The organism is Enterobacter sp. MGH119, assembly GCF_001037675.1.
In the GTDB taxonomy this organism is placed as follows: Bacteria; Pseudomonadota; Gammaproteobacteria; order Enterobacterales; family Enterobacteriaceae; genus Enterobacter; species Enterobacter hormaechei_C.
On the sequence record NZ_KQ089929.1, the window covers coordinates 1,078,969 to 1,093,524 of the forward strand.

General features: G+C 57.4%; 11 protein-coding genes. 7 read left to right on the plus strand and 4 right to left on the minus strand.

Annotated features, from left to right (window positions below):
- Window positions 1–94 precede the first annotated feature (94 nt).
- Entirely contained in the window at window positions 95–889 is a 795-nt protein-coding gene (locus SK53_RS04995; RefSeq protein ID WP_072202091.1) for a YdcF family protein, read from the minus strand.
- Between the two features lie 214 nt (window positions 890–1,103).
- Here SK53_RS04995 and SK53_RS05000 point away from each other — a divergent pair, with 214 nt between their 5' ends.
- Genes SK53_RS05000 through SK53_RS05010 form a run of 3 tightly spaced genes read left to right on the plus strand, consistent with a single transcriptional unit; the run spans window position 1,104 to window position 5,237 of the window.
- The gene (locus tag SK53_RS05000) at window positions 1,104–2,756 is read left to right on the plus strand and encodes an MFS transporter (RefSeq protein WP_048208692.1); all 1,653 of its coding nucleotides are present in this window, start codon (window positions 1,104–1,106) and stop codon (window positions 2,754–2,756) included.
- 22 nt (window positions 2,757–2,778) lie between these two features.
- Window positions 2,779–3,861 (plus strand): HlyD family secretion protein, encoded by a 1,083-nt coding sequence (locus tag SK53_RS05005; RefSeq protein ID WP_048208693.1) that lies wholly within the window; start codon window positions 2,779–2,781, stop codon window positions 3,859–3,861.
- Complete coding sequence (locus SK53_RS05010) at window positions 3,858–5,237, plus strand: efflux transporter outer membrane subunit (protein WP_045894326.1); 1,380 nt, start codon at window positions 3,858–3,860, stop codon at window positions 5,235–5,237. The genes SK53_RS05005 and SK53_RS05010 overlap by 4 nt, the downstream gene beginning before the upstream one ends.
- Window positions 5,238–5,321: 84 nt before the next feature.
- Here the strand turns inward: SK53_RS05010 and hrpA are convergent, their stop codons facing one another.
- Window positions 5,322–9,224, minus strand: coding sequence for an ATP-dependent RNA helicase HrpA (hrpA, locus tag SK53_RS05015; RefSeq protein WP_045897734.1), 3,903 nt, complete (start codon window positions 9,222–9,224; stop codon window positions 5,322–5,324).
- Between the two features lie 202 nt (window positions 9,225–9,426).
- Here hrpA and azoR point away from each other — a divergent pair, with 202 nt between their 5' ends.
- Both azoR and SK53_RS05025 read left to right on the plus strand, forming a co-directional pair.
- Window positions 9,427–10,032 (plus strand): FMN-dependent NADH-azoreductase, encoded by a 606-nt coding sequence (gene azoR / locus SK53_RS05020; protein ID WP_023324612.1) that lies wholly within the window; start codon window positions 9,427–9,429, stop codon window positions 10,030–10,032.
- 90 nt (window positions 10,033–10,122) lie between these two features.
- Window positions 10,123–10,809, plus strand: coding sequence for an RluA family pseudouridine synthase (locus tag SK53_RS05025; RefSeq protein WP_023324611.1), 687 nt, complete (start codon window positions 10,123–10,125; stop codon window positions 10,807–10,809).
- A gap of 7 nt (window positions 10,810–10,816) precedes the next feature.
- On the opposite strand, the gene SK53_RS05030 is transcribed toward SK53_RS05025, so the two are convergent.
- A complete protein-coding gene (locus tag SK53_RS05030) occupies window positions 10,817–11,356 on the minus strand; it encodes a DUF2058 domain-containing protein (protein WP_003857300.1) in 540 nt (179 codons plus the stop codon).
- Between the two features lie 168 nt (window positions 11,357–11,524).
- Between SK53_RS05030 and SK53_RS05035 the strand changes: the two genes are divergently transcribed.
- The gene (locus SK53_RS05035; RefSeq protein WP_022651153.1) at window positions 11,525–12,529 is read left to right on the plus strand and encodes a DUF1852 domain-containing protein; all 1,005 of its coding nucleotides are present in this window, start codon (window positions 11,525–11,527) and stop codon (window positions 12,527–12,529) included.
- Window positions 12,526–13,554: a methionine synthase gene (locus SK53_RS05040; protein ID WP_003857302.1), complete on the plus strand. Its 1,029-nt coding sequence runs from the start codon at window positions 12,526–12,528 to the stop codon at window positions 13,552–13,554. Before SK53_RS05035 ends, SK53_RS05040 begins: the two co-directional genes overlap by 4 nt.
- A gap of 3 nt (window positions 13,555–13,557) precedes the next feature.
- Here SK53_RS05040 and SK53_RS05045 read toward each other — a convergent pair whose 3' ends face one another.
- Window positions 13,558–14,490, minus strand: coding sequence for a LysR family transcriptional regulator (locus tag SK53_RS05045; RefSeq protein ID WP_023303693.1), 933 nt, complete (start codon window positions 14,488–14,490; stop codon window positions 13,558–13,560).
- Between the last annotated feature and the right edge of the window lie 66 nt (window positions 14,491–14,556).

Below are 14,556 nucleotides of genomic sequence, written 5' to 3' on the forward strand. Positions count from 1 at the left end.
TCATAAAAGATACGGGTCAGCACGTTGCCAAAATCACAAATCGGCAACAAAGGCTGCCCGTTTGCGTAAAAGATGGCGCAAACGGGCAAGAGCTTTACAGCAGAGAACGGCTCACCAGCGCGTCGGTGAGAATGACGTCGTTTCGCAGGATCTGCCACGCGGCGTCCACGTCGGCAGGGATATCGACATGGGCAATGAAATCACGTCCCGCCGGACCGTAGCCGTTGATGTCGTCCCTGAGTCGCGGAAATTCACCCAGCACCAGCGACAGGTAACGTTCTACCGGCCATAACCCCTCGGCCGGGCCGCTAAACACCAGACCGTCGTCGCTGTTTTGCAGCATGGGCGTCAGGCCGGGATGACTCACCCATGCGGGCGCTGCGGCCTCGTCGCGGCATACGCGGGCAAACGTAGCCATTGTGCGCCGCTGCATCGTCGGGTCCTGCACCACCAGCACCCGGGCGGCGTTCAGTCCGGATTGTTTCATCAACGCCCGGCTGAAGCGGGCGTTTTCACCACAGTTGGTCGACTGATCCTCAACGTGAAGATGCTCAGCCGGAATGTTCCAGAATTCACGGGCGATGTCGGCCAGAATAGCTGCCTCAGCCCGCCCGGTGGTGGGTATCCTGTTATAGCGGGGGTGTTTCGCAATCGCGGCGTAGAGGAAGGTCGTCGAGTGACCGATCCCGCCGCTGATGATCAGAGGAACACCCTGTTCAGCCGCGTTTTTACAGGCAGCATCAATCGCGGGGATCACCGCATTACCCGCCAGAATCACCAGATCAACGGGCTGATTGTCCTGATAGTCGTCCTGAGCAAGCCACGCCCCAACGGTATTCACGGCGTCGAGGGTTGTGCCAGGCAGACAGGGGAAAAGTGCCATTGTCATCGTTACCTCCTTACAGCATACAGAGCCATCGATTATCCCCCTTTCTGCGCGTCATGCTATGGCATGAATGCTGAAAAAACGGGCTGGAACGTTCTCAAAAAGCACTCACATTTGATTAACTTGAGAAAATCGTATTCACTTGAATTATGATTTGCGTCAGCCTTAGAATCATTAGCCCGCTCACAATTCAACATTTTGAAAGGTAAACCACGTTATGCGCCTGCCCCAACGCGACCCTTATGCTCCTCGCGAGTGGCAGCCACACGAGAAACCCGCCCTGCTGGGTTCCCCTTCCACCCCGGAACATCCAACCCCAAAACGGATCGCCTATGGCGTGGTCGGCCTGCTGGTATGTCTGACCGGGGCGCTGGGTAACGCGGTCGTCACCGCTAATCTGCAAAATCTGCAAGGCACTTTTGGCGCCTGGTCGACTGAAATCGCCTGGTTGCCTGCCGTTTATGTCATGACCAACGTTTCCATCAACCTGCTGCTGGTAAAGTTTCGCCAGCAGTACGGTTTGCGCGCCTTTACGGAAGGCTTCCTGGTGCTGTATGTGCTGGTCACCTTTTTCCACCTGTTTGTGAACGATCTTAGCTCGGCGCTGATGGTAAGGGCGGCACACGGGATGGTCGCCGCCGCGCTCAGCTCGCTCGGCATTTATTACCAGATACAGGCCTGGCCCGCGAAGCATCGACTGAAGGCGCTGACCATTGGCATTACCGGGTCGTCCCTGGCGATCCCGCTGGCGCGGCTGTTCTCCACCGAGCTGTTACAGCTTGATGAGTGGCGCGGGCTGTACTTCTTCGAGCTGGGTCTGGCCCTGATCTCCCTGGCCTGCGTGATGGTGCTAAAGCTGCCGCCGGGCGATCGGCGCAAAGTCTTCGAGAAGAAAGATTTCATTACCTTTTTTTTGCTTGCGCCAGGCATGGCGCTGCTGTGCGCGGTTCTGTCGTTAGGGCGTCTGGACTGGTGGTTTGAAGCACCGTGGATCGGCTGGGCGCTGGCCCTCTCGCTGGTGCTGATTGTCTCTGCGATCGTGTTTGAACATAACCGCAGCAACCCGCTGCTTAATACCCGTTGGCTGTCCAGCGGCAGCATCGTACGCCTGGGGCTGATTATGCTGCTGATCCGCATCGTACTGGCGGAGCAGAACACGGGCGTCATCGGCTGGCTGCAATATGTGGGCCTACAGAATGAACAGATGACCCATCTGGCGTGGGCTATTTTCGCCGGGATCGTCTGCGGTATCGTCACCAGCTGTCTGACGATTAAGCCCACTAAACTGGCCTGGCCGATAATCACCTCGCTGGTGCTGATGATCGTCGCCTCGCTGCTGGACAGCCAGTCCAACAACCTGACCCGGCCGGATCAGCTTATTTTCAGCCAGTTCCTGCTGGGCTTCGGCAGCGCTTTCTTCCTCGCGCCTGCGATGCTGGCAGCCATTGGCGGGGTGATCGCCGACCCGCGCAACCTGGTCAGCTTTTCCGTGATGTTTGGCATGAGTCAGAACCTTGGGGGCCTGCTGGGTTCCGCGATCCTCGGCACCTTCCAGACCTGGCGCGAGAAGTACCATTCCAGCCTGCTGGCTGACCAGCTCACCACCCTTAACCCGCTGGTGAACGAACGTATTCAGCTTTACACCCAGATGTACAAAAGCCTGATTGGCGACAGTTCCCTGCTGGGAGCCCAGGCCATTACCCAGCTCCAGACGGTGACGGCGCTTGAGGCAAATATTCTGGCTTACAACGATACTTATCTCCTGACGGCGAGCATTGCCACTGCCACGCTGGTCTGGATTTTATGGCGCTTGCTGCGCCTGCGCATCACCGCCCGTATGGCCCTTAAGAACGCCACTGGCAACAAGTAATGACTATTTTTCAGGAGAGGTTATGAGTCAGCAGGATGCCGCCAAAGAGCAGGCCAACACCCGTAAAAACGTGCGCGTCGTGTCCATTTTCACCGCCGCGGCTATCGGCATTGTCGGGGTACTGGTGATCCTTTATGCCTGGCAGCTGCCCCCGTTCACGCGTCATGCCCAGTTTACCGATAACGCCTACGTGCGCGGCCAGACTACGTTCATCAGTCCTCAGGTAAACGGCTACATTACCGAGGTCCATGTTCAGGATTTCGCGCAGGTTAAAAAAGGCGAGCTGCTGTTGCAGATAGATGACCGTATCTATCGCCAGCGCGTCCATCAGGCCGAGGCGCAGCTGGCAATGAAAATTGCAGCTCTTAATAACAACCTGCAACAGCGCAGAAGCGCGGAAGCGGTGATTGCCAAAAACGAGGCGGCGCTGAAAAACGCCCGTGCCCAAAGTCTGAAAACCCAGGCGGATTTGAAACGCGTGAAAGAGTTGACCGCGGACGGCTCCCTTTCCATTCGCGAACGCGATTCGGCGCTGGCCAGTGCCGCCCAGGGGAGCGCCGATATCGACCAGGCGAAAGCAACGCTTGAGATGTCGCGTCAGGATTTACAAACGGTTATCGTCAATCGCGGTTCGCTGGAGGCCGACGTTGAGAATGCGAAAGCCGCGCTGGAGCTGGCGCAGATCGATCTGCAAAACACCCGGATTGTCGCGCCGCGTGATGGTCAGCTCGGGCAGATTGCAGTGCGTCTGGGGGCTTACGTCGCCGCCGGGACGCACCTTACCACGCTGGTCCCGCCGCAGCACTGGGTGATCGCCAATATCAAAGAGACGCAGCTGGCGAATTTACGCGTCGGACAGCCGGTGAAATTCACCGTCGATGCCTTAAACGATAAAGCCTATCAGGGCCGCGTGGAGAGCATATCCCCGGCCACAGGCGTCGAGTTCAGCGCTATCACCCCGGATAACGCCACGGGCAACTTTGTTAAAATCGCCCAGCGCATCCCGGTACGCATTGAAATACTCGGTGAGCCGGAGGCGTACCGGCTGCTGCGCCCTGGCATGTCGGTGCAGGTGACCATCGACACGCGGGAGGCGAAACAATGACGCTTCGCCCGATAGCCTGCCTGCTGATGATGGCTATCCTGGCGGGATGCCAGTCGGTTGACGTTGAGCCCGCCAAATCGTCCCTGCACATACCGGCCCAGTGGCGCGCGACGTCGGGGCCAGCCAGCCCGACAGAGCAGCTCTGGTGGCGAAATTTTCACGACAGCAATCTGAACCGCTATGTGGATCAGGCGCTGAAGAACAACAGCGACGTGCTGATTGCACGCGAGCGGATTAACGAGTACCAGGCCCGGGTGTTCGCCGCCGACGGCAGTCTGTTCCCGTCGCTTGACGCGGGCGTGACCGGGACGCGTGCGCGCTCGCAGTCCGCCGCCACGGGGCTTCCGGTATACGGTACGTTGTACAAAGGCAGCCTGACCGCCAGCTACGACGTGGATATCTGGGGCGTAAACCGTAGCACCTCCCGTGCCGCTGAAGCATCGCTGGAGGCACAAAAGGCGGCGGCAGCGGCGGCTGATCTTACCGTCGCATCATCGGTGGCCTCCGGGTATGTCACCCTGCTGTCGCTGGATGAACAGCTTCGCGTTACCCAATCCACGCTGAAGTCGCGTGAAGAGGCGTTCAATCTCGCCAAACGACAATTTGAGACGGGATACAGCTCTCGCCTTGAGCTGATGCAATCGGATTCTGAGCTGCGCGCCACCCGCGCCCAGGTTCCACTGCTTCAGCACCAGATTGCACAGCAGGAAAATGCGCTTAGCCTGCTGCTGGGCAGCAACCCGGGTGACGTTGCGCGCGGTGAAAGCTTTGATGCCCTGACGCCGCTGAAACTGCCCTCCCAGCTGCCGTCGACACTACTCAACCGGCGCCCGGATATCGTTCAGGCGGAACGTCAGCTGATTGCGGCAGACGCGACGCTGGCGGCATCGCGCGCCAGCCTGCTGCCGTCGATCAACCTCACGGCCACGGGATCGGTGCAGGATCGCACGCTGTCGGGATTGCTGGATAACCCCCTACAGCTCTGGAGCGTGGGCGGCAGTATTCTTGCGCCGCTGCTGAACCGTCAGGCGCTGAATGCGCAGGTGGATATCTCCCAGTCCCAGCGGAATCAGGCTCTGTATAGCTACGAAAAAACCGTGCGTAACGCGTTTGCTGAGGTGAATGACAGCCTTGATGCCATCACCCGCTATCAGGAACAGCTTACCGAGCTGCTGGCACAGCAGGCGGTCGCGCAGGAGACGCTGCGGATTGCGCAAAACCGCTACCGCAACGGGTACTCTTCTTATCTGGATGTGCTCGATGCGCAGCGCACGCTGTTCTCGGTGCAGACCAGCGTGGTACAGGTGAAAAACAACCTGTTGCTGGCGCAAATTGATTTGTATAAAGCGCTGGGCGGCGGTTGGAGCAGTGCGTGAAAACATGCCGGGTGGCGCTGCGCCTTACCCGGCCCACATGCTCTCCCGTAGGCCCGGTAAGCGCAGCGCCACCGGGTAACGGTTTTAGCCGGAGATCTGCTCCATCGCCTGCAAGATACGCTTATCCGAAATCGGATACGGCGTACCGAGCTGCTGGGCGAAGAAGCTGACGCGCAGCTCCTCGATCATCCAGCGGATCTCCCGCACGTCGTCGTCATCGCGACGCGCTGGCGGCAGTTTGTTGAGCCACTGCTGCCACGCCTGCTGCACGTTTTCGACTTTCAGCATCTGCGCGCGATCGCGATGCGGATCGACCGCCATTTTCTCCAGACGCTTCTCAATCGCCTGCAAATAACGCAGCGTATCGCCCAGACGCTTAAAGCCGTTGCCGGTCACAAAGCCGCGATACACCAGCCCCGCCATCTGCGCCTTCACGTCCGACAGCCCCAGGGCCATGGTCATATCCACCCGACCCTTCAGGCGCTTGTTGATATTGAACACGGCGGTAAGGATCTGCTCGACCTGTTTGGCAATCTCCACCACGGTGTCGTTCAGCTCCGCGCGCACCTTTTCATGAAGCTGAGCAAAGCCCTCTTCCGTCCAGACCGGACCGCCCGCCTCGTGGATCAGCTTATCCACACCGCAGGAGATGCAGTCGTCGATCAGATCCAGCACCTTACCGTACGGGTTAAAGTAGAGCCCCAGCTTGGCTTTGTTCGGCAGCTTCTCGTGCAGATACTTAATCGGCGACGGGATGTTAAGCAGAAGCAGTCGACGCAGCCCGCGCCACATCATCTGCTGTTGTTCCTGCGGATTGTCAAAGAGCTTAATCGCCACGCTATCGCGCTCGTCCACCAACGCAGGCCAGGCTTTAACCTTATAGTTTCCGCGCTTCTGCTCATAGCTTTCCGGAAGCTGACCAAAGCTCCAGATGTGCAGCCCGCTCTGCTCGATACCGTCGTCCGCCACGGCAGACAGGGTTTCCTGCACTTTGCCCTTCAGGGCGTCCTTCAGTTCCGAAAGCGAGCGGCCTTCCAGCAGCTTTTTGTTTTTATCGTCCACCACGCGGAAGGTGATTTTCAGGTGATCGGGCACCTGATCCCAGTTCCAGTCGTCGCGGTCGATGGTGGTCCCGGTCATGCGTCGGAACTCACGCTCCAGCGCGTCCAGCAGCGGCAGCTCCAGCGGCGTGACGCGGCCCAAAAACGCTTCGGCGTAGTTCGGCGCCGGCACAAAGTTACGCCGCACCGGTTTAGGCAGGGATTTGATTAATGCAATGACAAGCTCGCGGCGCAGGCCGGGAATTTGCCACTCAAACCCGCTCTCGTCGACCTGGTTTAACAGCGGCAGCGGAATATGAACGGTCACGCCGTCCGCGTCGGCCCCCGGCTCAAACTGATAGGTCAGACGCAGCTTGAGGTTGCCCTGATGCCAGAAGTTCGGGTAGTCGAGCTTGCTGACCGACTCCGCGCCCTCTTTGATCAGCATGCTCTTTTCAAAGTTGAGCAGGTCCGGGGTCTCTTTGCTGGCTTTCTTCCACCAGCTGTCGAAATGGCGCGCCGAGATCACATCGTGGCTGATGCGCTGGTCGTAAAACTCAAACAGCGTCTCGTCGTCCACCAGAATGTCGCGGCGGCGGGACTTGTGCTCAAGCTCTTCCACCTCGGCGCGCAGCTTGAGATTTTCGCGGAAGAACGCATGACGCGTCTGCCAGTCGCCCTCCACCAGCGCATGGCGGATAAACAGCTCGCGACTCAGCGCCGGATCGATCTGGCTGTAGTTAACCTTACGCGCGGCCACCACCGGCAGGCCGTAGACGGTGACTTTTTCCGTCGCCATCACCGCGCCCTGCCCGCGCTCCCAGTGCGGCTCGCTGTATGAGCGTTTCAGCAGGTGCTGCGCCACCGGCTCAACCCACTCCGGATCGATACGCGCGGCGATACGCCCCCACAGACGGCTGGTTTCCACCAGCTCGGCGACCATGGTCCACTTCGGCGGCTTTTTAAACAACCCGGAGCCCGGGAAGATGGAGAAACGCGCGTTGCGTGCGCCGGTAAATTCCTGTTTATCCGCATCCTTCATCCCGATATGGGACAGCAGGCCGGTCAGCAAGGCGATATGAATTTCGCGGTACTCCGCCGGTTCACTGTTGACCGGAATGCCCAGCTCTTTTACCACCTGGCGCAGTTGGGTGTAGATATCCTGCCACTCGCGCACGCGCAGGTAGTTGAGGAAATCCACCCGGCACTGACGGCGGAACTGATTTGAAGAGAGCGTTTTTTGCTGCTCGCCCAGGTAGTTCCACAGATTCACAAAGGCCAGGAAATCAGACTCTTTATCGTGGAAGCGACGGTGTTTTTCATCCGACGCCTGCTGCTTGTCCATTGGGCGCTCGCGCGGATCCTGAATGGAGAGCGCCGAGGTGATGATCATCGCCTCGCGCACGCAGCCGTGTTTTTGCGCCTCCAGCACCATGCGCGCCAGACGCGGGTCGACCGGCAACTGGCTAAGCTGGCGGCCCAATGGCGTTAGCTTGTAGGCCGTCGCCTGCTCGTCGGTGGTGATGGCCCCCAGCTCTTCCAGCAGGCGCACCCCGTCCTGAATATTGCGTTTATCCGGCGCTTCCACAAACGGGAAGGCGGCGATATCGCCCAGCCCCAGCGCGGTCATTTGCAGGATAACGGATGCCAGGTTGGTCCGCAGAATTTCCGGATCGGTAAACTCCGGGCGCGACAGGAAATCATCTTCCGAATAAAGACGAATACAGATCCCTTCCGACACGCGGCCGCAGCGGCCCTTACGCTGATTAGCCGACGCCTGGGAAACCGGCTCAATCGGCAGGCGCTGAACTTTGGTTCGGTAGCTGTAGCGGCTGATGCGCGCCGTACCCGGGTCGATCACGTATTTAATGCCCGGCACGGTGAGCGAGGTTTCGGCCACGTTGGTCGCCAGCACGATGCGGCGTCCGCTGTGCGGCTGGAACACGCGGTTCTGCTCACTGTTGGACAGGCGCGCGTACAGCGGCAGGATCTCGGTATGGCGCAGATCGCGTTTGCTGAGCGCATCGGCGGTATCGCGGATCTCGCGCTCGCCGCTCATGAAGATCAGAATGTCGCCAGAACTCTCGTTGCCCAGCTCGTCGACGGCATCGAAGATGGCCTGAAGCTGGTCGCGCTCGGTATCGTCCGCCTCTTCCACAATCGGGCGATAGCGCACTTCAACCGGGTAGGTTCGGCCTGAGACTTCAATGATCGGCGCATTGTTGAAATGTTTTGAGAAACGCTCCGGGTCAATGGTCGCAGAGGTGATGATGATTTTCAGATCCGGACGCCGGGGCAGCAGCTCTTTCAGGTAGCCGAGCAGGAAGTCGATGTTCAGGCTGCGCTCGTGCGCTTCATCGATGATGATGGTGTCGTACTGCATCAGCAGACGATCCTGCTGGATTTCCGCCAGCAGGATACCGTCTGTCATCAGCTTAACCATGGTGTTATCGCTGACGTGGTCGCTGAATCGCACCTTGTAGCCGATGCAGCCGCCCGGCTCCGTTTGCAGCTCTTCCGCAATACGGTTCGCCACGGTGCGCGCCGCCAGACGACGCGGCTGGGTGTGACCGATCAGCCCTTTCAACCCGCGGCCCAGCTCCATGCAGATTTTCGGCAACTGGGTGGTTTTACCTGAACCGGTTTCCCCCGCGACGATCACCACCTGGTGGTCGCGTACGGCCTCAAGAATGTCCTGTTTCTTCTGGCTGACGGGCAGGTTTTCCGGATAGGTAATCTCCGGACGTGCGGCTTCACGCAGCACAACTTTCCCTGCCGCCTGTTCAATCTCTTTGGCCATTTCCTGGTAAATGGCCTGTTGTGCATCAGGATTTTTAACCTTCTTAACGCCGTGCAGACGGCGCGCAAACCGCTGTTTATCGCGCAGCATCAGTGAATCAAGCATTTGCATCAGCATGGAGAAGGTCAATTTTTGGTGTTCTGTCATAGCGTTAACGGGCAGTGCACTGCCGGATAAAATCTCTTTTTAATGATTGCTATAGAGTACCACATCAGCGCTTTGCGCGCCTTATTCAAAAAATTCGAACATAGACTTCGATATATTGCGCTATCCCTGTGGCAGGATTGTGAATAAAGTGTCAACAAGCAACGGGGCAACCCCTCAATCAAATACAAAACAGGAATTTCCCATGAGCAAAGTATTAGTGTTGAAATCCAGTATTCTGGCAGGGTATTCACAGTCTGGTCAGCTGTCTGACTATTTCGTTGAACAGTGGCGTGAACAGCACAGCGCGGATGAAATCACCGTGCGTGACCTGGCGGCAAACCCAATTCCTGTGCTGGACGGCGAGCTGGTTGGCGCGCTGCGTCCGAGCGATGCGCCTCTTACCCCGCGTCAGCAGGAAGCCCTGGCGCTTTCCGACGAGCTGATTGCTGAATTGCAGGCGCACGACGTTATCGTGATCAACGCCCCAATGTACAACTTCAACATTCCTACCCAGCTGAAGAACTACTTCGACCTGGTGGCGCGCGCTGGCGTAACCTTCCGTTACACCGAGAACGGCCCGGAAGGTCTGGTAAAAGGTAAACGCGCTATCGTCCTGACCAGCCGCGGCGGTATTCACAAAGATACCCCAACCGACCTGGTGGCGCCGTACATGACCCTGTTCCTCGGCTTCATCGGCATTACCGACGTGAACTTTGTGTTCGCTGAAGGTATCGCTTACGGCCCGGAAGTGGCTACCAAAGCGCAGTCCGACGCGAAAGCCGCTATCGACAGCCTGGTCGCTGCCTAAGATCTCCCCCTCTCACCGCCCGGTGGGAGGGTTTTTCTTTTCCTGCATATTTCGTTATCATCCGCACCCACTCTCCAGCCGGGCGGCCTGATGTCTGTCATAATCGATACGTTTATTGCACCACCCTGTCACGACGACATTGAGATCCTCTGGCAGGACGAGCATCTGCTGCTGATCAACAAACCTTCCGGCCTGCTTAGCCTCTCGGGAAAAAATCCGCAAAACCGTGATTCCGTTCACCATCGTCTGGTGCAAACCTTTCCCGGCTGCACGCTGGTGCATCGCCTTGATTTTGGCACCTCGGGCCTGATGGTCATTGCGCGTAACAAGGCGATTAACGCCGCGCTTTGTCACCAGTTCAGCCAGCGCGCCGTGAGCAAGGTTTACACCGCCCTGTTGTGCGGACATGTGGAACAGGACGAAGGGACCGTGGATGCCCCGATTGCCAAAGATCCGGCACTGTTTCCGCTGATGACGATCTGTGCCCGCACCGGTAAGCCCGCTCGCTCTCGCTATCGGGTGATGGAACGTATTTATCAGGATACGACAATGCCATTGACGCGGGTAGAGCTTACCCCGGAGACCGGTCGCACCCACCAGCTGCGCATTCACTGCCAGCAGTTAGGCCACCCTATTCTGGGGTGCGATCTGTATGGTGGTCTGGAATGGCCGGGCGCGGAAGAAACGCCCCGGCTGATGCTGCATGCCAGCGTTCTGAATTTTATTCATCCGCTGAGCGGCGAGACGATAAACGCCCGTCACGCCGCGCCATTCTGAGCGGGGATTACCACATTAAATCGTCAGGGATTTTAAAGTCTGCGTACGGATCGTCTTCGTCCTGCTCTTCCTGACTCAGCGCGCTGTTAAGCACAATGCTGTCCGCATCGCGCTGGGCAATTTTATCCGCCACCACCGCCGGGATAATCGCGTAATCACAGTCGCCCTTCGCATTAATCACCAGTCGGGCAATCGCCAGACGGCCGTTGATCAGCTGGGTTTGCGTCTGCTTATCGACCTCGATTTTTTTGATCAGGTTGCCGTCGGTAAAGTTAAAGGTAATGTTGCCCTTCGCCACGGTGATGCGGTTCATCTCAATCAGCTGCTTCACCTGCGCCCTGAACTCTTTTGCCAGCACCGCCTGTTTTTGCTGTTCGCTCAGCTGCTTATCACGCTCCAGCTGGGCTTTCTTGTTCTCTTCAACAGCCTCTCTCGCCTCGCGAGCCTGGACGCGGGATTTTTTCGCCGTGCGCTGGACCTTGGCCATCTTTTTACTGCTGACTAAGCCCGCTTTCAGCATCTGCTCTTGTAGGGTGAGTTTTGTCATGTTCGTTTAAACCGGTTGGAAATGTCGGGGGATTATACCTGAATCGCGCAGTTCATGAAGAACCCTCATGTTGCAGTGAAATTAAGTCACTTCCCCTGCGCCAGGGGCTCAGGCATAAATTATGCATTGATAACGTTCCGGCAACATGAACTTAGGATGCATAACCAAATGAGTCAGGCTTTCACATTTACCCTTAAGCGCAGTTGCTTTGATGAAAATTATAACCCGTCAGAAAACACGCGTACCACCACCAACTTCGCCAACCTGGCGCGTGGCGAGAAGCGTCAGGAGAACCTGCGCAACACGCTGGTGATGATCAACAACCGCTTTAACGCGCTGGCGAGCTGGGATAACCCGAAAGCTGACCGCTATGCCGTCGAGCTGGAGATTATTTCAGTCGATATGAATATCGGCGGCGATTTTACTTTCCCGGCCATCGAAATTCTGCAAACGACAATCGTGGATAAAAAAACCCACGAGCGCATCGAAGGCATCGTCGGAAATAACTTCTCATCGTATGTTCGTGACTATGATTTCAGCGTCCTGCTGCTGGAGCATAATAAAGATCAACCCCGTTTTACCCTCCCCGAGAATTTTGGCGAGCTGCACGGCAATATCTTTAAAAGCTTCGTTCATTCTGAGGAATATCAGGCGAACTTCAAAAAAGCGCCGGTGATCTGCCTGAGCGTCTCCAGCAAAGACACCTATCGTCGTACCGGTAACCACCACCCGGTGCTGGGGTATGAGTACCAGCCGGACGGCGAGTCGCTAACGGAACAGTACTTCGCGAAGATGGGCCTGAAGGTTCGCTATTTCATGCCGGAAAACAGCGTCGCGCCTTTCGCCTTCTTCTTCACCGGCGATTTACTGCGTGATTACACCAATCTGGAGCTGATCGGCACCATCAGCACCATGGAGACGTTCCAGAAGATCTATCGACCGGAAATTTACAATGCCAATTCCGCTGCGGGACAGTGCTATCAGCCCGACCTGAATCAGCAGGATCACTCATTAACAAAAATCGTCTATGACCGTGAAGAGCGCAGCCGGCTGGCCATTGAACAGGGGAAATATACCGAAGAGCGGTTTATCAAACCCTACAAAACCCTTCTTGAGCAGTGGTCTCATCACTTCACGCTTTCATTTAATACGGATAAAAGGTTCTTCTCATGAAAACATTGCTCCCGACATCGACGGCTGGCAGCCTGCCGAAACCCACCTGGCTTGCGCAGCCGGAAACGCTCTGGTCGCCGTGGAAACTCCAGGACGAGGAATTACTTGCAGGGAAACAGGATGCGCTACGTTTGTCTCTGGATGAACAGATTCGCGCCGGGATTGATATCGTCAGCGACGGGGAACAAACTCGCCAGCATTTCGTCACCACCTTTATTGAACATCTCAGCGGCGTGGATTTTGAGAACCGTCAGACGGTACGCATCCGTAACCGTTACGATGCGAGCGTGCCGACCGTGGTAGACGCGGTGGCGCGTCAGAAACCGGTGTTTGTTGACGACGCGAAATACCTGCGCCAGCTGACGGACAAGCCGATCAAGTGGGCGCTGCCCGGCCCGATGACCATGATCGACACGCTATACGATGCTCACTATAAAAGCCGTGAAAAGCTGGCCTGGGAGTTCGCAAAAATCCTTAATCAGGAAGCCCGCGAGCTGGAGGCGGCCGGTGTCGACATTATTCAGTTCGATGAACCTGCCTTTAACGTCTTTTTCGACGAGGTGAATGACTGGGGCATTGCCGCGCTGGAGCGCGCCATTGAAGGACTGAAATGCGAAACCGCGGTACATATCTGTTACGGGTACGGCATCAAAGCCAATACGGACTGGAAAAAGACGCTCGGCTCCGAGTGGCGCCAGTATGAAGAGGCGTTTCCTAAGTTGCAGACCTCAAAGATCGATATTATCTCGCTGGAGTGCCACAACTCGCGCGTACCAATGGATCTGCTGGAGCTTATCCGTGGTAAAAAAGTGATGGTCGGGGCAATTGACGTCGCCACCCAGACCATCGAAACGCCTGAAGAGGTCGCCGATACGCTGCGCAAGGCGTTGCAGTTTGTTGATGCAGATAAGCTCTATCCGTCCACCAACTGCGGTATGGCTCCCCTTTCCCGCCAGGTCGCCAACGGTAAGCTGAAGGCGTTAAGCGCCGGGGCTGACATTATCCGTCGCGAGCTTGCCCGCTAACCTTCAGGTTTGCCAGTACAGCGGCGTACCGAATCGCTCAATATAGTAATCAATCACCGCCCTGACGTTCAGGGGCGGATGACGCGCGTTCGGGTAAATCGCCGCAATCGTCAATGGCTCCGTATTAATTGAACACTCCATTTCCGGCAGCAGTGCCACCAGCTCACCGCTTTTGAGTCGTTCGCTCACCATCCAGTCCGGGAAAAGCACAACGCCCATACCGCCCAGCGCCGCAATCAGGAGCGTTTCCGCGTTATTGGAAGTCATCAGCGGTACGATGGGATAGTGAACCCACGCCTCGCCCGGCTGTCGGATCAGCCAGCGGTTAGGCCCGGACGAGCCGCGGTAAACCAGACAGTGGTGACGGCTGAGATCGTCCGGCCCCTCGGGCGCGCCATGTTTTTGCAGATAGTCCGGCGAGGCCGCCAGATGGTAGAACTGCTGCCCGAACACCCGGGCGTGAAACGAGGAGTCCGTCAGCGCGCCGATGCGGAAGATAACGTCCGCGGCGTCACGGTGCGGATCGATAAAATCGTCGGTGAGGGTCAGTTCAATGGAGAGGCGAGGGTAACGCGCCAGAAGCCCCGGCAGGCCCGGCGCGATGTGCCTCTGTCCGAAAAAGACCGGGCCATTGATACGCAGCGTGCCCGACGGCTCGCGGGCGCGTTCATCCAGCTCGCGTCGCGCGTCCTCCATATTCCCGGCCATTGCCCGGGCATAGCGCACAAAAAGATGCCCGCTCTCTGTGGGCATAATCGCCCGCGTGTTGCGGTAGAAAAGCTGTTGCCCGAGGGCGTCCTCAAGCTGGTGGATCACGCGTGAGACCTGCGACGCAGAAATCCCTTCCCGCCTCGCCACCACGGAGAAATTCTGCGTTTCATAAACGTCGATGAAGATCAGCAGCGCGCGAATGCTGATATGTCCGGCATCCATCATTAATGCATTTCCTGCACAGGTGTTTCCTGCATTATGGCATTTTTCTCAATGATGTTCAGACGTAAT

Coding starts and splice junctions, on each gene's coding strand:
- SK53_RS04995 (WP_072202091.1), bottom strand. CDS start 889: ATGACAATGGCACTTTTCCCCTGTCTGCCTGGCACAACCCTCGACGCC.
- SK53_RS05000 (WP_048208692.1), top strand. CDS start 1,104: ATGCGCCTGCCCCAACGCGACCCTTATGCTCCTCGCGAGTGGCAGCCA.
- SK53_RS05005 (WP_048208693.1), top strand. CDS start 2,779: ATGAGTCAGCAGGATGCCGCCAAAGAGCAGGCCAACACCCGTAAAAAC.
- SK53_RS05010 (WP_045894326.1), top strand. CDS start 3,858: ATGACGCTTCGCCCGATAGCCTGCCTGCTGATGATGGCTATCCTGGCG.
- hrpA (WP_045897734.1), bottom strand. CDS start 9,224: ATGACAGAACACCAAAAATTGACCTTCTCCATGCTGATGCAAATGCTT.
- azoR (WP_023324612.1), top strand. CDS start 9,427: ATGAGCAAAGTATTAGTGTTGAAATCCAGTATTCTGGCAGGGTATTCA.
- SK53_RS05025 (WP_023324611.1), top strand. CDS start 10,123: ATGTCTGTCATAATCGATACGTTTATTGCACCACCCTGTCACGACGAC.
- SK53_RS05030 (WP_003857300.1), bottom strand. CDS start 11,356: ATGACAAAACTCACCCTACAAGAGCAGATGCTGAAAGCGGGCTTAGTC.
- SK53_RS05035 (WP_022651153.1), top strand. CDS start 11,525: ATGAGTCAGGCTTTCACATTTACCCTTAAGCGCAGTTGCTTTGATGAA.
- SK53_RS05040 (WP_003857302.1), top strand. CDS start 12,526: ATGAAAACATTGCTCCCGACATCGACGGCTGGCAGCCTGCCGAAACCC.
- SK53_RS05045 (WP_023303693.1), bottom strand. CDS start 14,490: ATGATGGATGCCGGACATATCAGCATTCGCGCGCTGCTGATCTTCATC.